Source organism: Paralcaligenes ginsengisoli, assembly GCF_054781135.1.
This window is the reverse complement of record NZ_BAAGUZ010000016.1, coordinates 1-16,823: the sequence shown is the minus strand read 5'-3', so window position 1 is coordinate 16,823 and position 16,823 is coordinate 1. Positions and strand designations below refer to the sequence as shown.

Here is a 16,823-nt window from a genome sequence, read left to right as displayed (position 1 = left end):
CACTGCCTGCCTTGTTGATATATGAACAATGGGTCAGCCCGCTTTTCGGGCTTCGCGTATGCGAAAGAACTCTTCCATGCAACGCTGCGGTTCGCCCGAGGCGAATGCCGAGATCTGAGCCTCTTCCGCGACTTGGAAGGCGAGATCGAATCCCGCCTGGGTGCGTTGGCGGAATGCCCGTTTGGTAAAACGCAAGGCAACAGGGGGTTTCGAACCCAGTTCGGCGGCGAGCGCCACCGCGGTAGGCAAGACTTGGTCGCGCGGCACGATTTTATTAATCAGGCCCATGGCCTTGGCTTCGCTGCTGCCTACCAGCCGGCCTGTCAAAGCCAGATCTACCGTTTGCGTCAGGCTGATGCGTTCCGACATCACCCAAGGCCCTACCACGCTGGGAATACCGTTATTGATTTCAGGTTGGCCCATGGTGACGTCTTCGTGAGCAATACGAAAATCCATGAGCAGGGCGAACTGAAAGCCCGAGCCGGCCGCAATGCCGTTCAAGGCGGCGACTATCGGTTTTTCAATGCGCCGGATCAAATCATAGAAATCTTTTATTTCATATAGCCATGCGCGGCTGGTCTGGTCGTCTTTGAAATTCTGCGACTCCGAGAAATCCTGACCCGTGCAAAACCCCTTGTCGCCTGTTCCCGTCACCACAATTGCCTTGACGCTGTCATCGGCGCCCAGGCGGCCCAGCACCTCGGCCACCGTCATGCGCATGGCTCGCGTCCAGGCGTTATACCGTTCCGGCTTGTTCAGCGTTACTACTGCGACATCGCCGCTGCGGGCGACAAGAACTTCGTTGCTAGCCATGGTGTAATCCTTTCTGTTGAAACAAAACCTGTCGAATGAGACTGTCGGGCTTCGTGCCTGACGGTCCTGCGTGTCATTGAGCAACCCTTTTTTCCGCATCCCAGCAATCGTCTTTTGCCTTGCTGAGCCGATGCTTTTGAATGCGCTGGGTCGATGTCTTGGGGAATTCATCAATGAAAGCGACAAAACGCGGAATCTGGAATCGCGCCATCCGCGACTCGCACCACTCCAGCAGTCCAGGTTCATTGAGGTCGGCGCCGGAAGTGCGCTTGATGAACACCTTCAGGTCTTCGTCTCCGAACTCGTTGTCGACCGAAACCAATGCGCTTTCTTCTACCTCGGGATGTTTGTTGATGATGTGCTCGACTTCCCAGGCGGACACGTTCTCGCCACGCCGACGCACGCAGTCCTTCTTGCGGGAAAAGAAATAGAACAGGCCGTTTTCATCGGTCTTCAATAAATCGCCGGTATGCAGCCAGCCGTCGCGGATGGCCTGGCGAGTTGCCTCGTCGTTTCTGAAGTAGCCCGGCGTAGTGAGCCCCGGCTCTTTTCCACGGATCAGCAATTCCCCTAGTTGTCCGGCCCGAACCGCCTTGCCCTGGTCGTCGACAAGCTTGGCTTCAAAGTAAGGCAACGGCCTTCCGACCGATCCGGGCACTCCTTCGGTGTTGATCAGGTTCAGCGCGGAGGTTTCGGTCATGCCGAAAGTATCTCGCAGGCGGACTCCGAACCGGGCTTCGAATTCTTCCCAAACCTCGGGCGGGCATCCGCCGCCCCAGACTACGCGTACGCTATGGCAGCGATCCGCCGGCGACGGGGGTTGTTTGAGCAACAGCTGCAGCACTCCTCCCACATAATGGATATGCGTGGCATTGCTTGCCCGCGCCCATTGCCAGAATTGCGAGGCGCTGAAGCATTCCACCATGGCCAGTGTTATGGGCTTCAGCAGGGCCAGAATCAGCACTTCGATGCCGAACAAGTGGTACATGGGTTCCCAGAACAAGGGAATATCGCCATCGTGCATGCCTGAGACAAGCAGAGAGCTGGTAGCGGCGCAGCGGCACATCTTGTCGGTGATCAGGACGCCTTTGGGTGGGCCCGTGGTGCCGGACGTATAACAGATGGCCACGACGTCATCGGCCTTCCCCGCGCAGGGTAGCGGGGGGCATTCGACGCCCTGCAGGTTGAACTCGCCCATCGGCAGCGGCAGAGCGGAATCGGGGGCATCGGCGGGCACGGAAGTCCGCCACAGCGTGAGCGTGGGTTTGCCTGTCAGCTCGGGCAAGAGCTGGCCTGCGTACATGGAATCACAAATCACCGCCGTGGGTTCTGCATTTTCCAGGATATAAGCCAGGCTCGCGCCGCGTAATTGCGTATTTACGGGAACGGTGATGGCGCCCAATCGAATCAGCGCCAACAAGACAAAGATATGATCGGGGTGATGCGGCAGCATCACGATTACCCGGTGTCCGCTTGCCACGCCCGTTTCAAGCAGGCGATGCGCCATCCGGTCCACAGCGCTGTCAAGTTGCGCATAGGATATTTCCTGGCCTTGCCAGCGGCAAAAAATCCGATCGGGGTTTTGCAAAGCCCGTTCGCGTAGAAGCGCACTGATCGTAAGGCGGGAATCTATATAAGAAGACACTGTGTATGCCCCCCCCCGGATATTGAATCGGTATTAGTAAAGCCAGTGCCCGGTATCTTTGATTTCCCATACTTCGCGTTCGGGATTGAAAATATCCGGCGATGATTTGCGTGTAACGGAAATGCGGCCGTTCATGATCCATGCCGCCATGGTCTGGAAACTGAAACTGGCTTGGCGCAGGCCTTCCGATACCTGGCCACTGAATGGAAGAAACGAGGCCAGTTCGATTTGGATATGTGTGTCGCTGAGTTCCTTGACCTGAAAATCTTGATTTTGCGATCTCAGCATGCGTGCGAAGAACTCCGCCACGGCGGCGGCATTGTTTCCGTTCACCGCCGCATCTTTCTTCAACTCGTGGGTGTATTGGACTGCCATGCATCGCATGGTCTGCTCTACCAAATAATGGGTTGTATATGGGCCATACATTTGCATCAGGCAATCGACCGTCGTGTTGACGTATTCGCGCGACCAATTCCGCCGCGCCTTGAGCATGCGGGCTTCCGGCCAGACTTCGGGGTCCAGCCTGGGCGCCTTGGCCGCATCGAATTCCGGCGTGCTATGGGCTTGCTCGAACTTGAGCTCTTCACCCGGCGCGAGGTCGTGGTCGTACTCGATGAAATAGCCTTCATCGTAGGGATGGCCTTCCATGATGAATTTCGTCGCGACCCATCCCAGGCGTTTGTTGCCCATCATGCGTCCGTTGGCGGGATGCCAGATGGAAAAAATGGTGCGCCGCAGGGAAGAGGGCATCGCCATGAGAGTGGTGCCGGGGTAGGTCCACATGGGAGCTGTATAGCGGATCCAGACCTTCTTGGGCGTTTCTTCAACGTATTCCATTGAGAGGCCGCCTATCAGGTTGGTGTACCAGTGATATTTGGCCGCCGCCACCGCGGGCGGTTCGTCGTCTTTTATGCCGAGTTTCTGCAAGCCTTGGCGATAAAAGCCCTGCTGATGCTGGTGCAGCATCAAAGACCATAGCGTTTTGATCGCCTGCTCCCCCTTTTCTCGGACCACTACAGCGCCCAAGGCTCCAAAAGTGCGGCCCCAAAATTTTGCCGCCAGCTCGCAGTCATCCTGCAGGGTGTCAAGGGTATTTGTAGTCATATTGAAAATATCGCATATAAATAATATTTAGTGTATATCAATATATTGATGATCGATCCGCATTGCAAGAACTTTGCTCGTGAAAGAGATCGGGATAAACCCTAGGCACGATCGCGGTACGATATCGGCATTGATTCGAAAAGGCTGAATACATGACGCAGAAAAACTTGCTTGGGGCGCCGTCCGGCGCGCGTGCTGTGGTAGTGGGCGGCGGGACGATGGGGGCGGACGTTGCCGTGGTGTTGCTGCGGGCCGATTGCCGGACCTGTGTGGTTGAGCCGAACCGGGCGCAGCACGACACGATTCGTGAACGGATCGAAGCGAACCTTCAGGCCATAGGCAAGCAGAACAACCTGGGGCTTCTGCGGGTGGCGAGTTCCGTCGACGATCTGGATTGGGCCGATGTGAACCTGATGATCGAGTGTGTGCCGGAAGTGCTGGACATCAAGCGCGCGCTATTCAAAACCTTGGCCGACAAGGCGCCTGCCCATGTAATTCTGGCCAGCAATAGTTCCAGCTTTCCCATCAGCCAGGTGGGGGAAGGCCTGGCCACACAGGAACGTATGGTGGGGCTGCATTTTTTCATGCCGGCGCATATTGTGCCGCTGGTGGAAGTCGTTATGGGTCCCGCTACCGATCAGGGCGTGGCCGATGCGATGATCGCCTTCATGCGCCGCTGCGGCTCGGTGCCGATTCTGGTCCGCAAGGATGTGCCCGGGTTCATTGCCAACCGCTTGCAGCATGCTCTGGGGCGCGAGGCGTTTTCCTTGATCGAAGAAGGCATTGCCACGCCTGAAGACATTGATGCCGCGGTGCGTTTCGGTTTTGGCTTCCGCTACCTGGCTGCCGGGCCCATCATGCAGAAGGAACATGCCGGGCTGGACGTTCACGCCGCGGCCGCGGCGACGATTTACCCATCGCTGTCGAATGCGTCCGTACCGCCGCCGGTCCTGGCCGACAAGCCCAAGAACGGCACCCTGGGCATGAAGTCGGGCCAGGGGTTTTATAAGTGGTCCGATGCCGACATCAAGGCGGAAAGGCAGCGCTACAACCGCGTGTTGCGCGCGGGCCTGGAAATATTGGCGGATGAATTGCCGGAAATAAAGCCGTAGTTTGGGGGAGGGCGGTGGTGCTTAAAAACGCGCCGTGTCAGAACGAGCGCCATTGATCGAGAGGAAGGCCTTCTTCTTTCACCAAGCGGTTATGGGCCGCAATGAAATCCGAATATTCAGCAGTCCAGGCGCGGGCAGTGCGTATCGCTTCGCGCACGCTGCGCTCGCAAGTCTGCGATAGGTTGATGCCCAAGGCTTTGGCTTCATTGTAAACATCGACAGATAGAGTGATGTTCGTTGCCCGCTTGGGCGCGGTCTTCTTTAAAGAGATCTTTTCCATGTTGCCTCTCAATGCGCATAAATATGCGGGTCGCTGATCTTTCGGTGTTGGTGCTGGAGCAAGCCGAAGGTCCTCATTCGCCCTGATGCGGCTAGTTTTAGTCATGCGTGCGAGGTGGGCCTGATGAGGCTTTCGGCCGGAATGCCAAGCTGCCGGTGCAGCTTCCAGATCATCGGGAGCGTTAAGGCGCGTTTGCGGTTCAGTATTTCGTAGACGCGATTACGCTGGCCAATCATCGGTTCCAGATCTTTGGCGGTGAGGCCTGCTTGCTCCATCCGAAACTTGATGGCCTCAATGGGGTCGGGCAAGTCAATTGGATAGTTCTTTGCTTCATAGGATTGCACTAGGGTAGCAAGCACATCAAGGCGGTCGCCTTCTGGCGTCCCTGGCTCTGGGTCGCTTTCCATGAGACGAGAAACTTCTTTTAGGGTGGCCTTGTAGTCGGCATCGGTATGGATGGGACGGATTTCCATGAGTTACTCCATTTCTACGGTTTCGGCGTTGATATTGTCGTATTCGGCGTGGGTGCCGATAAATTTTACGTAGACAATGCCGATGCGGTAAGCAATGGCGACAATAAGGCGGTAGTCATTGCCCTTGATGTTAAACACGACGCGTCGGTTTTTCAGAACGCTGGCGCTACGATATTGAATCTTGATATCAGCAGGTTGGGCCCAGTTTGCTTGAGTGGCCTCGTCCACCCAGGCTTTAATTGCTTGCTCAGCGGCAGGGTGAGTTTCCCAGAACTGACGTAAGGTGCAGATCGCTATCACTCGCATGAAATAACTATAGTCCCATATTGGGACTAATGCAAGCATTAACTTATCGAATCACAATTGAAGGAAGCCGTCGAGAACGGATCGTTACAGGAGATCTGCCATGACCAATAAAACTCAGGTGAAAAGCTCAATACTTGCAGCAGTGCACGAAAGCTAGGACAGCCAGGGATGTCACCGAATGGCTGGAGATTCAACGTCGAACCCGGGCGAAGTTGGAGTTCTCAAAGCAAGAGGTCATGAAGTTGGTCGAGCAGTCGTTCTCCCAGCGCCGACCAGAAGAGGCGTTTGCTCTATAACGCAGTCACACGTGCTAAAGAGCGATGCGTTGTCCTTGTGCAGGCATCTGCCCATATGAGCCGGCCCCCCTTCGCATGAAGCACTGAACCGCCCCACGTTTCAAGGCGTTCGATGAGTCTGATTAAGCAGACGAACGGCAGGACTGGGTCGGGTTCGGCCATCCATCCTTAGCTACAATCGGCTAAAAGCAGACATCCAGTAGTGTTGGTTTTACAAGCTATTCGCAAAATCAATAATCGAATCAGTGAGAATGGAGGGCCGCTCCTGTGGAAGCCAATGACCGCAGTCACGCACAACGATACTGCCTCTAAGGTCAGTGACTAAAGAAGGCATTGACGCGATTATTTCCTTCATTCCTGGAATACTTAGTCCTGTATCGCGTTCGCCGACCAGATAAAGTGCAGGAATTGTTATTGGAATGCCAGCCATGGCCGCTTCGAGTTCCCAATTTCTGTCCAGATTCCGGTAGTAGTTCAAGCCACCGCGAAATCCACTGAACTCAAATGATTCAGCAAAAATGGCCAGGTCATCTTGAGTTAGCCAAGGTGGGAGCTGGTCGGGTATTGGGAGAGCGGAGAGCAAACCTTCGCTACGCGAGACCATACCGAATGGATTGGGTGTTCCGTCGTTGGGAAGTCGTGGGCCCGCTTCACCAGAAGCGGCAAACAGAATCTTAAGAAGCGTTTCTTTTACGTTAACATCAAGCTCAGCTTCGGCAACGCCTGGTGTTTGAAAGTACAAGGCGTAGAGTTCCTCGTCGTCGGTTTTTGGAAAGAAGCTGGAAGAAGCTACTGGTGCTCGCTGCATCATGGGAACACCTAATGCCACTACACCACGAAAGCGCTGTGGTTGCCGTAAGGCTGCTTGCCATGCGACAGTGGCTCCCCAATCATTGCCAACGATGACTGCTTTCTCCTCTCCTAATGCATCGAGCAATCCAACTATGTCAGCGACAATTTCGCACACGTTGAACGATTCAATCTCAGCAGGACTATCCGTTTTTCCATAGCCACGCATGTCCGGTGCCACAGCATGAAATCCGGCTGCCGCCAGTTCTTTGAGTTGGTGACGCCAGGAATATGATGTTTCAGGAAAGCCATGGCAGAGTAAAATTAAAGGGCCATTACCTTGTTCGGCAATATGCATGTTGATTCCATTGACGCTAATTATGCGATGCTGTGTGTAGTTCACGCTAAAATCTCCCAACTCGAAGTATGCGTAACATGATAAGTTACGCATACTTCGAGGTCAACCCATAATCTCTTCAAGTCAGAAAGATAAAAATGCGTACCGATACACGTTTGCCTCGCATGCTGCATGTTTTGGTACATATGCATTTATTTGGTGGTCGTGAGACTTCAGAAACCATTGCACTCATGCTCAATACCAATCCCGTCGTCGTGAGAAGGACGATGGGATGCCTGCGAACTCACGGCATCGTACAGTCAGAAGGAGGTAAAGGTGGCGGTTGGGTGCTTGCGAAACCAGCGAAGGATATCTCTCTACGCGAAGTACAAGCCGCGCTGAGTGATACGCAAATATTTTCAATTGGTCTGTCGTCTGACCATCCAAAATGCCCGGTGGAGAAAGTTGTAAATGCCGCGATTGACGGCGCACTTCAAAAAGCCCAAGATAGTTTTATCAAGGAGCTGAATGGCATTATGTTGGCTGACTTGGCTTCATCTTTTCAAGAAATGAACTGACGTGGTTTAGTAAGCTAACCTTGAATGTGGTTGGTAGTTCAATCGTTCAAGCCCATGTCTTCTATCGGCCGAGGCTTTGCGAAAACCCTTCGCTGTTCGCCTGATCCCCATTAAAATGAGCCCACCCTCTTCGTCGATGAGATTGATCTTCAGTCGCTGGGCTTCAGTGGTGTTGATTCTGCTGCGTCGGGGCGCCCCGCTTATCATCCCGCTGTTCTGCTAAAACTCTACATCTACGGATACCTTAATCGTATCCAGTCCAGTCGTCGGCTTGAGCGAGAAGCCAAAGCATCGCTTGCAAGGCTGCTCAACGCATAAGTAAGTTGGATGGCGGCGTATGATCAACGGCATGCTTCAGTACCAAACGCCGCACATGCTCAGGCTTCCAATACGTTTCCACATAGCCTCGGCCAGAAGCGGTCGCTCACGACTAGTGAATCCTGTCGGGATCAGTTGCTGTTGATCCAATCTTGTGTGTCCCGGATGAACCAGGGAAGATTCAACCTTTCCCCTTCGCCGGACTGTATGGTCAAACGCTGACCCGAAGAACCAGGGGTGCTGTTCGCGCCTCGCGTCGTGGAAGATGGATGGCTCCGATAGTCCAGATCGGTTTGCCGGGGCGGATTATCCGCGCAGGCGGCAATCGACGCGCACGCGACCGCGACAAGGACTGGCCGCAGTGCTAAGTGGAGGGTCTTCATAAGGTTCTGGTTTCCGCTGGCGGCACAGGCCAAAGTGCCGGGCAATCAAGGCCTCTACTTTGTACCTTACTCCCAATACGAGGCCTCCGTCAGCTTCTCACGCCCTTCTGCCAATATTCACAACCAACGGGCCCGACCGCTACCGTTGCAGACCCGCCGCTCGCAATTGCAATCCGGTCTCGCTAACTTTTGAACTCTTTCTCACCAAATCCTGATTAAGTGGCTGGCGAGGAACTTCATCTTCTCAAAATCAATGGGTCGTTCACAACATGGCCCAGTTTGCCCACAATCAAAGACTTGTGTCAGCGTCTTTGCCCGGCCTGCGGCGGCGATTGTCCGCAATCTGCAAACAATGCAGATACCCGATGCGCAGATTGCTAAAGCGACGGGCTGGTCGCTAAGCGACATCGAAAGTGTGTAGCCTTCATCGGCAATCTTCGACAGGCTGCTTTGGGGCGGATTCGACCATCTGTATTTGGCTACAATCGGCCACAAGTTAAGCCGCCAAATTACGTCCTGCGCTCTGCGATGGATAGCCCTTTACTCTTGATATCGATACGTCTATGAACTCTTCGTCTCCTGTTGCCCTTGTCACCGGCTCTACTTCCGGTATCGGCGCTGCCATCGCCCGACGGCTATCAAACGAGGGATTCGCTATCGTTTTGCATTCGCGCAGTTCGGTCGATGCAGGGCATGCGTTGGCCGGCGAGTTCGCCAAGGGGGCGTATGTGCAAGCCGACCTGGCTAATGAGGCGGACCGGGAGAGGCTTGTCCGCGAAGCAATTGCCGTGTGGGGGCGACTCGACGTGCTGGTCAATAACGCCGGCGTCAGTCGCGTAATTCCGCATGCGGATATCTTGGCGGCCACGCCGGATGTATGGCAGGAACTGCATGAAGTCAATGTCGTTGCCCCATTTCGTTTGGTAGCGCATGCGGAATCCGCGCTCCGGGATGCTGCCGCGCGGGGCAAGCCTGGGTGTGTCGTTAATGTTAGTTCGCATGCCGGGGTCCGACCAAAGGGTGCATCCATTCCTTACGCAGCGACCAAGGCCGCGTTAAACCATGTGACCCGCTTGCTTGCTCTTTCGCTTGCCCCGCATATCCGAGTGAACGCCGTCGCACCGGGCCTGGTAGATACGCCTATGACGGCGGGCTGGACGCAGGCACAGCAACTTTGGAAAGAACGGGCGCCTATGCGTCGGGCGGCTAGTCCAGAAGACATTGCCCAGGCTGTTGCAATGCTGGTCGCCTCGGACTATTTGACGGGCGAAATTCTACTGTCGGATGGTGGCTTGAACCTCACCTAGCCAGTGCGTGTCAATCGGCCAGTTGAAGCGGATGGCCCTGCGTTTGTAAAATCGCCTTGTGGCCAGAAGCTGATTCGGAATTTTTGGGCTTGGCTAAATTGGTGCGCTCGGGCAGTTTCCTGTGAACGATGTAAGCTGGTTTGTGTTTATCCGACGAGTAGCTGCGATGTGTTTGCTGCTTCGACCAATCGGGCTACTATAGCGAGAGCCTTAGCGCACCCAAGGCGGAAGATTAGTGGTATGGCACCGCATCAGTCCAATAAATTACCGCACCGGATGCCTCTGGTAGATCGTCGCTAAGCTCATTACTTGTTGGGTGTCTGAACGGAGGCAAACGATGACACGAGTTCGCGTTGATGGCTTCACCATTTCGCTTGACGGATACGGGGCAGGCCCAAATCAAGACATCGACAATCCGCTCGGCGTTGGCGGGACGGAACTGCATCAGTGGCTAGTCCCAACACGCACGTTCCAGAGGGTCTTGTTCGGCAGGGACGGCGGTACGACCGGAGTTGACGATGATTTCGCCGCCCGTAGCTTTCAGAATGTTGGGGCCTGGATCCTTGGGAGGAACATGTTCGGGCCCATTCGTGGGGACTGGCCGGACTCCAACTGGAAAGGCTGGTGGGGAGACAATCCACCGTATCACGTGCCAGCCTTCATTTTGACCCATCATGCGCGCCCACCCATCGAGATGGAAGGCGGCACGACGTTCCACTTCATAACAGGCGGCATTCGCGAGGCGCTAGACCGTGCACGCGAAGCCGCTGCCGGCATGGACGTACGGATCGGCGGTGGGCCGGGCACAGTACGGCAGTATCTGCGTGAGGGGCTCATTGATGAACTGCATATTGCTATCTCGCCGATCCTGCTCGGCCGGGGAGAATCGCTGTTCGAAGGGCTTGACTTGCGGGCGCTGGGATACGAATGCGTTGAATCCGTAGCGTCGGAGAAGGCCACGCATGTCGTCCTGCGGCGCCAAGGGCACAGGGGCGCTTAATTCCTTGCTGAAGGCCGGCGCCCCTGACGGGCCGCGGCGCTTAGACCAGCCCCCAGCCAGCCCCACGCATGGCGATTGAACGCCATCGTCCAAGCATCAAAATATAAATAAATATACCAAAACAAATCTAAATGTTTCATAATCCGATCGTCACGAATGTGACTTTTTTATCCTATCGGAGGAAACAATGACGATTCAAAGAGTATCGGTGTTGCCGTTGGAAGAAAGTGGGATTCAGGTGGTCGGCGCGGGCAATGGGCCGCGGCAAGGGTTGCCGGTTTGCAGGTATTTGTGGAGTTTAGTGGCGGCCGCGGGGGTTTCCTGTATGGGGCTGGGCGATTTGGTGGTGGCCGCGCCGCTGGCCGAAACTGAGCACAAGCGGCAGCACGATCCTTTGTCGGCGGTGTTGTGGTCGCCGCCGCCGGATGGCTGGGAAATTATCGAGAACGAGGCGCAATGGGGTTCCCCCGATGCGCCTTTTGTGTTTTCTGGGGGTGCGTTGCATGTGGGCGGATCGTTTCAGTCAAACCGCGAAGTGCGGATCGGCGAACGGGCTGTTATCAATACCTTGGCGGATACGGCCCTGCATTTGAACGGCCCCATCGGCAATGTATGGCCGTCGCGCGAGGGTCTGGCCAAGCTGGGGGCCGGCACACTGGTTTTGTCGGGAGCCAACACCTATGCCGGCAATACCTTGCTGCTGCAAGGCACGCTGCATGTAGCCGGCAATAGCGCTTTGGGAGGCGACTACCGGACGCTGAACGCCAATACGGGCACGGTCCTGAGTTATGCGCCGGGCATCACGCTGCTGAATACGCTGCAGTTGCAGGCGATGGATATCAGCCGGGAAGTGCCGGCGGGTTCGTACGCTGATGTCGTGCCGGCCGATTATGCCGATAGCGTGCAAATGACGGTGGATAGCGGCGAGGCTATCCAGGCGGGCACTTTGGCCGGCGCGGCGCCGCTGGTGAAGCAGGGGGCGGGACGCTTGCGGATCAGTGCCGATGCCATGGCGTATTTCGGCGCGGCGACGGTGAATCAGGGTACGCTGGCGGTGGATCGATTTTTTTCGGGATCGGTGCGGGTGAATCGGGGCGCGCGCTTGCAAGGCGTGGGCTCGGTCGGGTCGGCGACGATCATGGACGGCGGCACGCTGGCCGCGGGCAACAGCCTAGGCACGCTGACGGTACAGGGCGACCTGGTGTTCAAGCCCAATGCGCGGTTCGAGGTCGAGGCAACGCCGCTGGGCGCCGCGGACTTTGTGCAGGTCGGCGGCAAGGCCTTGCTGGATGGCGATGTAATTGCCCTGGCCGAAGCGGGCGATTGGCAAACCAGCACCCACTATCCGATCTTGCGCGCCGAACAAGGACTGGACAATAGTCGCTTCGCCTCGGTGCAAAGCAATTTTGCATTTTTGACGCCGTCCTTGACCTATGACGACAAGCAGGTGTACCTGACTCTGACCCGCAACGATACGGCGTTCGACGAGGTGGCGGAAACGCCCACGCAAGAGCAGGTGGCCGATGCCGTCGAAGACGAGGCGGCGGGAGGGGATGGATCGGCAGGGCCGGCGCTTTACGATAAAGTGGTGGTGCTGGATGAGCCCCAGGCCCGATCGGCATTTCAGCAATTGTCGGGTAGCTGGGCTGCGTCGCTGCAATCCAGTTTGATCGACGATAGCCGTTTTGTGCGGGAGGCTGTGCTTGAGCACGCAAGCCCGTTCGGGCCAGGCTTGCCTTTTGATGAAGGCCGCTCGGTTCGACAGACAGCGCGACATGCCGATAGTCCGCAAGCGGTCGGCCATACTTCCCGCGTCTTGCCGGATGCATTGCCTGCTCAATCGCATCGGCCCCGGTTTTGGAGCCAAGCGTATTATTCCTCGGCCGATCGAGCCGCTCAATCGGGAACGCCGGCCGATCAGCGCAGTATCCAGGGCCTGGTGCTGGGGCTTGGTGCGCCGGTCAACACCGACTGGGCCGTGGGCGGTTTCTTTGGCGCCCAGCAAAGCCATGTGTGGCGCGGCCAATCCATGGCCAATGCCCGGATTCACAGCGCGCACCTTGGCCTGAACCTGGCCGGCCGCTGGCGGGGCAGCGTGCTTGCGCTGGGCGCCGCGCATTCCCGGCATGGCGTGGAAAGCCGCCGAAAGGTCGCTGTGGCCGGGTTGTATGATGATCTGCAAAGCCGCTATCAAGCCGGCGGCACGCAAATCTTCGGGGAAGTGGCCTGGCCCATATCGTTGCCATCGGCGGGCGCGGCAACATCGGCTCGGATATCTCCGCTCTCCGCGGGCACGGATTTCATGGGTAGGGGCGACTCGAGTGATCACCTGCAATCCCCGTCATCGCATTCACCTGCAACGAAATCCCCATCGACTCTTGCGCCCTTCGTGCGCCTGGCCTGGGTGCGAACCCATATCGACGGCTTTACCGAACAGGGCGGGCCAGCAGCGCTCGATGTTTTGCCTGCCCGCTCGTCGGCGCTATTTACCACGCTGGGATTAAGGCTGACGCACGAAATTGAAACGGCCGTGGGCGCCGCCAGGATCCGGGGCCTGCTGGCCTGGCGCCACGTCAGCGGTGCCGTGCGCTCTTTTTCCCATCAAAGTTTCAGGGACGGCGCTCGGCATGCGGTCTTTGAGTCCGAGGGCCAAGCTTTGGCGCGCCAGGCCTGGCAATTCGAATTGGGTGTGCAGGCCAGACTCGCCAGGAATGTGAGCCTGGGCGTTGCCTACGCCGGCCAGTTCGCCCGCCGCCTGCAAGACCACGGCGCTCGTTTGAATTTGGTGTGGGCATTCTAGGATTTTTCCGCACAAAGTTCTGTAACCTGGCATGGACATCCCCGGAATGCTCACGCAAGGTGTCGTAATCTGGCATGGGGATTCTGGGAACGCCCACACCAGGCTCTGCAGGGGCGGGCTTTGTGCCTGCCCGTTCAGGCCGGTACGTCACCCACGGGCGGCCGCGAGAGTCGCCCCTACGCACGGCATCGATGAGTCTAGTGCCGCGTGCCGATCGTGAGCAGGTATTCGCGGGGGACGGCGATGCCTATGTCCGTGGCGAATTCGTCGTGGAAGGCGGCGAAGTCGCTCTGGAGTTGCGCCCGTCGGACATCGTCCAGGCTGTTGGCCAGGGCTTTGGTGGGGCCGTATCCGGTGGAGAATGCATGCCACGCGGCCTTGCCGTTTTGATCGTAGTAGGTGGTGATGCCATCCTCGAATTTCAGGTCGAAACTGGAACCCAGCCTCTCCTGGACGCGATCGCGGTTTCCCCAGGCGAATGGGGATGGTGGCGCGGGATTCGCCGGCGGAGGCATATAGGGCCGCATCACCACGAACATCTTGTAGACATTGCCGTCCGGCGTCCAGGTCGCCAGGCCGAGACGTCCGCCTTTGCGACAGACCCGGGCCATCTCGGCCGCCGCCGCTTCCGGATGGCTTGCGAACATTACGCCAAAGGTCGAAACGACGGCGTCGAAACTGCCATCCGCAAAAGGGAGTTTTTCCGCATCGCCGATTTGGTAGGTGATCTCGAAGTTCTCGGCTTTTGCTCGCGCTTTGGCGGCAGCGAGGAGGTCGGTGGCGATGTCGGCGCCGGTCACCTTCGCCCCGCGGCGTGCCAGCAGGCGCGATGTCCATCCGGTACCTGTGGCCAAATCCAGAATGCGTTCGTTTGGCTGTGGATTGATTCTGAGTACACAGTGATCGAGCGCGCTGGCGATCTGATGGCTGATTTCGTTATAGGCGTCTCCGCCGGATCCCCACACGGTTGCGGGGCGTTCATTATGTGCTTCTACTTTTCCGTCCATGACATACCTCCACTTGAAAATTAAAGTGTTTTTGGTATGTGAAAATCATACGCTCGAATAACGGGGTCGGCGCATTTAAAAAGAGGTAAGAGCGCCTAAAATGGCGCCCTTACGCCAAATGGCTAGGGTTACGTTTCAATCTTCCAGGCGCGGAATGCTCCATGGATTCGCGGCCTTCAAGGCTTCGGGAAGCAATGCGTCCGGAATATCCTGATAAGACACTGGACGCAGGAAGCGATAGATGGCGGCGGTTCCAACCGACGTGCTGCGGCTGTCCGACGTCGCGGGGAATGGGCCCCCGTGCACCATGGCGTGGCAGACTTCGACTCCGGTGGGATAGCCATTCGCCAGAATACGGCCTACCTTGAGCTCCAGGGCGGGGATCAGTGTGGACAGCAGTGCTTGGTCTTCGCCTTCCTTGATCTGCAATGTGGCGGTCAACTGGCCCTCGAGGGCTTCGACGATGGCCAGCATTTGCGCGGCGTCGCGGCATTCGATGACCAGCGAACTCGAGCCGAACACCTCCATGCCCAGTCCGTGCGGGTCTTTCAGGAAAGCGTCGGCCGTTGTGCGCAACAGAGCCGATTGGCACTGATTGGGCGCATTGGAAGCCTGGCCGCGGGCCAACACTTCAATGTCGGCATGATGGCTAAGCTGCTCCACACCCTTTTGATAGGCGCTATGGATGCCCGGAGTCAGCATGGTGGCGGTGGCGCTTTGGGCGACAGCGTCTTTGCTGGCTTGTACGAACGTATCCAGTTCAGGCGAGGCCAGGCCTATGACCAGACCGGGGTTGGTGCAGAACTGGCCGGCTCCCATGAGCAGCGAGGCCACGAAGCCTTGCGCGATTTTTTCCGGCTGAGCCTTGAGCGCGGCGGGCATCAGGAACACAGGGTTGATGCTGCTCATTTCGGCGTATACCGGAATAGGTTCTGGGCGAGCCGCTGCCGTATGCATCAGCGCTACGCCACCATTGCGCGAGCCGGTAAAGGCAACCGCCTTGATAATGGGGTGCGCAGCCAGGCCTTGCCCGACATCGCTGCCAGCGCCGAACAACAGCGAAAACACACCTTCGTCCAGGCCGCATTGCTGCACGGCCTTGCGCACCGCGCGGCCAACCAGTTCGGAGGTGCCGGGATGGGCCGAATGAGCCTTCACAATGACCGGCGCGCCGGCGGCAAGCGCCGACGCGGTGTCGCCGCCGGCCACGGAAAAGGCCAGCGGAAAGTTGCTGGCGCCAAAGACGGCGACCGGTCCCAGCGGAATGTAGCGCAGGCGGATATCGCTGCGCGGTATGGGCGTGCGATTGGGCTGAGCGTTATCGACGCGCGCATCGAGCCAGCGGCCGGCGCGCACAACCGAGGCGAACAGGCGCAACTGACCGACGGTGCGTCCGCGTTCGCCCTGCAGGCGGCCCAGAGGCAGGCCGGATTCCTGGTGAGCGCGGGTGATCAGATCATCGCCCAGCGCCATGATCTGTTCGGCAATCTCTTCGAGAAACACGGCGCGTTGCTCGAGCGTGGTTTCGCGGTAGCTGGCAAAGGCGCGCTGCGCCAGGCGGCAGGCACGATCGACGTCCTGGGCGTTGCCGCCCTTGAAGCCCGGTTCCAGAGTTTCGTTGGTGGCCGGATTGATGGCCCTGATTTCTTTGTTGGAACCGAAGACATCTTCGGCGCCGATCAGCATAGCACCCGTAATATTCACAATATACCTTGTCGTGCAGGGACGGCAGCGGCTGTATGCCATAGCCATCCATTAATTAAAAAGTAGCTTTGCCGGCCATGAAACCGGCCCGTAAACCCTGAAGCAGCATGACGGAGCCAAAGCGCAGAAATACTAATATCTTAGTTTATCCATAGTAAACCCGATTTTCCAATTGTATTTTTCTTTGGCCACAATAGATTATAAAAGAATATGAGATGTCATACATCTTGATGGAACGCTAATTATGGATGCCAGTTTCAAACGTTTTTCCGACGAGCAGTCACAGACTGACTCCGAACTCGTGAACAACAAGCCCTTACGAGTCCGCAAGCAAGCACGTAGATGCCCCTGCAATCCCCACATAATCGCGTGAACTTACGGCCATAGTTCATAACTGCAAAAAAACAGACCCCATGCAAAGGAGGCCCCCCCCCCCTACAAAATCTCTCACGCAAAAACCCTCATACGGAAAGTCTTCATACGGAAAGTCCTGATACGAGCGGGGGTGGCGGCCCAGGCAGGGTGAGCGAGCTTGAGTCCGCCGCGGCCGGCGCCTGGATCGGGATGCAAG

At 57.1% G+C, this 16,823-nt stretch carries 15 protein-coding genes and 2 pseudogenes; 7 read left to right on the top strand and 10 right to left on the bottom strand.

Features of this window, described 5'->3' with window-relative positions; translation table 11 throughout:
- Positions 1-33: 33 nt before the first annotated feature.
- The 3 genes from ACYVIS_RS09605 to ACYVIS_RS09595 all read right to left on the bottom strand — a co-directional run bounded on the left by ACYVIS_RS09605 (position 34) and on the right by ACYVIS_RS09595 (position 3,562).
- Entirely contained in the window at positions 34-813 is a 780-nt protein-coding gene (locus ACYVIS_RS09605) for an enoyl-CoA hydratase/isomerase family protein (protein ID WP_460873851.1), read from the bottom strand.
- A gap of 73 nt (positions 814-886) precedes the next feature.
- The gene (locus ACYVIS_RS09600; protein WP_460873850.1) at positions 887-2,458 is read right to left on the bottom strand and encodes an AMP-binding protein; all 1,572 of its coding nucleotides are present in this window, start codon (positions 2,456-2,458) and stop codon (positions 887-889) included.
- A gap of 33 nt (positions 2,459-2,491) precedes the next feature.
- A complete protein-coding gene (locus ACYVIS_RS09595; protein ID WP_460873849.1) occupies positions 2,492-3,562 on the bottom strand; it encodes a hypothetical protein in 1,071 nt (356 codons plus the stop codon).
- A 152-nt stretch (positions 3,563-3,714) separates the two neighbouring features.
- On the opposite strand from ACYVIS_RS09595, the gene ACYVIS_RS09590 reads away from it, so the two are divergent.
- Positions 3,715-4,674: a 3-hydroxyacyl-CoA dehydrogenase family protein gene (locus tag ACYVIS_RS09590; protein WP_460873848.1), complete on the top strand. Its 960-nt coding sequence runs from the start codon at positions 3,715-3,717 to the stop codon at positions 4,672-4,674.
- A gap of 37 nt (positions 4,675-4,711) precedes the next feature.
- Here ACYVIS_RS09590 and ACYVIS_RS09585 read toward each other — a convergent pair whose 3' ends face one another.
- The 3 genes from ACYVIS_RS09585 to ACYVIS_RS09575 form a co-directional block, all read right to left on the bottom strand.
- The gene (locus tag ACYVIS_RS09585) at positions 4,712-4,954 is read right to left on the bottom strand and encodes a type II toxin-antitoxin system CcdA family antitoxin (RefSeq protein ID WP_232741583.1); all 243 of its coding nucleotides are present in this window, start codon (positions 4,952-4,954) and stop codon (positions 4,712-4,714) included.
- Positions 4,955-5,055: 101 nt separating this feature from the next.
- Positions 5,056-5,427: a helix-turn-helix domain-containing protein gene (locus tag ACYVIS_RS09580; protein WP_232741582.1), complete on the bottom strand. Its 372-nt coding sequence runs from the start codon at positions 5,425-5,427 to the stop codon at positions 5,056-5,058.
- A 3-nt stretch (positions 5,428-5,430) separates the two neighbouring features.
- Complete coding sequence (locus ACYVIS_RS09575; protein ID WP_460873871.1) at positions 5,431-5,733, bottom strand: type II toxin-antitoxin system HigB family toxin; 303 nt, start codon at positions 5,731-5,733, stop codon at positions 5,431-5,433.
- 270 nt (positions 5,734-6,003) lie between these two features.
- Between ACYVIS_RS09575 and ACYVIS_RS09570 the strand changes: the two are divergent.
- Positions 6,004-6,108: pseudogene (locus tag ACYVIS_RS09570) on the top strand (ATP-binding domain-containing protein); the annotation flags it as partial.
- A 132-nt stretch (positions 6,109-6,240) separates the two neighbouring features.
- Here ACYVIS_RS09570 and ACYVIS_RS09565 read toward each other — a convergent pair.
- Positions 6,241-7,221, bottom strand: a complete 981-nt coding sequence (locus tag ACYVIS_RS09565; protein WP_460873847.1) for an alpha/beta fold hydrolase — start codon at positions 7,219-7,221, stop codon at positions 6,241-6,243.
- A 92-nt stretch (positions 7,222-7,313) separates the two neighbouring features.
- On the opposite strand from ACYVIS_RS09565, the gene ACYVIS_RS09560 reads away from it, so the two are divergent.
- Both ACYVIS_RS09560 and ACYVIS_RS09555 read left to right on the top strand, forming a co-directional pair.
- Complete coding sequence (locus tag ACYVIS_RS09560; protein WP_460873846.1) at positions 7,314-7,733, top strand: RrF2 family transcriptional regulator; 420 nt, start codon at positions 7,314-7,316, stop codon at positions 7,731-7,733.
- A 126-nt stretch (positions 7,734-7,859) separates the two neighbouring features.
- Positions 7,860-8,030: pseudogene (locus ACYVIS_RS09555) on the top strand (transposase); the annotation flags it as partial.
- 152 nt (positions 8,031-8,182) lie between these two features.
- Here the strand turns inward: ACYVIS_RS09555 and ACYVIS_RS09550 are convergent.
- Complete coding sequence (locus ACYVIS_RS09550) at positions 8,183-8,434, bottom strand: hypothetical protein (RefSeq protein WP_460873845.1); 252 nt, start codon at positions 8,432-8,434, stop codon at positions 8,183-8,185.
- Between the two features lie 563 nt (positions 8,435-8,997).
- Between ACYVIS_RS09550 and ACYVIS_RS09545 the strand changes: the two genes are divergently transcribed.
- The 3 genes from ACYVIS_RS09545 (at position 8,998) to ACYVIS_RS09535 (ending at position 13,541) form a co-directional block, all read left to right on the top strand.
- Complete coding sequence (locus ACYVIS_RS09545; RefSeq protein WP_460873844.1) at positions 8,998-9,741, top strand: SDR family NAD(P)-dependent oxidoreductase; 744 nt, start codon at positions 8,998-9,000, stop codon at positions 9,739-9,741.
- A gap of 337 nt (positions 9,742-10,078) precedes the next feature.
- Positions 10,079-10,741, top strand: a complete 663-nt coding sequence (locus tag ACYVIS_RS09540; RefSeq protein WP_460873843.1) for a dihydrofolate reductase family protein — start codon at positions 10,079-10,081, stop codon at positions 10,739-10,741.
- 187 nt (positions 10,742-10,928) lie between these two features.
- A complete protein-coding gene (locus tag ACYVIS_RS09535) occupies positions 10,929-13,541 on the top strand; it encodes an autotransporter outer membrane beta-barrel domain-containing protein (protein WP_460873842.1) in 2,613 nt (870 codons plus the stop codon).
- 197 nt (positions 13,542-13,738) lie between these two features.
- Here the strand turns inward: ACYVIS_RS09535 and ACYVIS_RS09530 are convergent, their stop codons facing one another.
- Together ACYVIS_RS09530 and ACYVIS_RS09525 are read right to left on the bottom strand one after the other, a co-directional pair.
- Positions 13,739-14,548 (bottom strand): class I SAM-dependent methyltransferase, encoded by an 810-nt coding sequence (locus ACYVIS_RS09530; RefSeq protein WP_460873841.1) that lies wholly within the window; start codon positions 14,546-14,548, stop codon positions 13,739-13,741.
- A gap of 135 nt (positions 14,549-14,683) precedes the next feature.
- Positions 14,684-16,252, bottom strand: coding sequence for an aldehyde dehydrogenase (NADP(+)) (locus ACYVIS_RS09525; RefSeq protein ID WP_460873840.1), 1,569 nt, complete (start codon positions 16,250-16,252; stop codon positions 14,684-14,686).
- Between the last annotated feature and the right edge of the window lie 571 nt (positions 16,253-16,823).

What these genes read in the sequence shown, in the direction of transcription:
- ACYVIS_RS09605 (WP_460873851.1), bottom strand. Translation starts at nt 813, where the DNA reads ATGGCTAGCAACGAAGTTCTTGTCGCCCGCAGCGGCGATGTCGCAGTA.
- ACYVIS_RS09595 (WP_460873849.1), bottom strand. Translation starts at nt 3,562, where the DNA reads ATGACTACAAATACCCTTGACACCCTGCAGGATGACTGCGAGCTGGCG.
- ACYVIS_RS09590 (WP_460873848.1), top strand. Translation starts at nt 3,715, where the DNA reads ATGACGCAGAAAAACTTGCTTGGGGCGCCGTCCGGCGCGCGTGCTGTG.
- ACYVIS_RS09585 (WP_232741583.1), bottom strand. Translation starts at nt 4,954, where the DNA reads ATGGAAAAGATCTCTTTAAAGAAGACCGCGCCCAAGCGGGCAACGAAC.
- ACYVIS_RS09580 (WP_232741582.1), bottom strand. Translation starts at nt 5,427, where the DNA reads ATGGAAATCCGTCCCATCCATACCGATGCCGACTACAAGGCCACCCTA.
- ACYVIS_RS09575 (WP_460873871.1), bottom strand. Translation starts at nt 5,733, where the DNA reads ATGCGAGTGATAGCGATCTGCACCTTACGTCAGTTCTGGGAAACTCAC.
- ACYVIS_RS09560 (WP_460873846.1), top strand. Translation starts at nt 7,314, where the DNA reads ATGCGTACCGATACACGTTTGCCTCGCATGCTGCATGTTTTGGTACAT.
- ACYVIS_RS09550 (WP_460873845.1), bottom strand. Translation starts at nt 8,434, where the DNA reads ATGAAGACCCTCCACTTAGCACTGCGGCCAGTCCTTGTCGCGGTCGCG.
- ACYVIS_RS09545 (WP_460873844.1), top strand. Translation starts at nt 8,998, where the DNA reads ATGAACTCTTCGTCTCCTGTTGCCCTTGTCACCGGCTCTACTTCCGGT.
- ACYVIS_RS09540 (WP_460873843.1), top strand. Translation starts at nt 10,079, where the DNA reads ATGACACGAGTTCGCGTTGATGGCTTCACCATTTCGCTTGACGGATAC.
- ACYVIS_RS09535 (WP_460873842.1), top strand. Translation starts at nt 10,929, where the DNA reads ATGACGATTCAAAGAGTATCGGTGTTGCCGTTGGAAGAAAGTGGGATT.
- ACYVIS_RS09530 (WP_460873841.1), bottom strand. Translation starts at nt 14,548, where the DNA reads ATGGACGGAAAAGTAGAAGCACATAATGAACGCCCCGCAACCGTGTGG.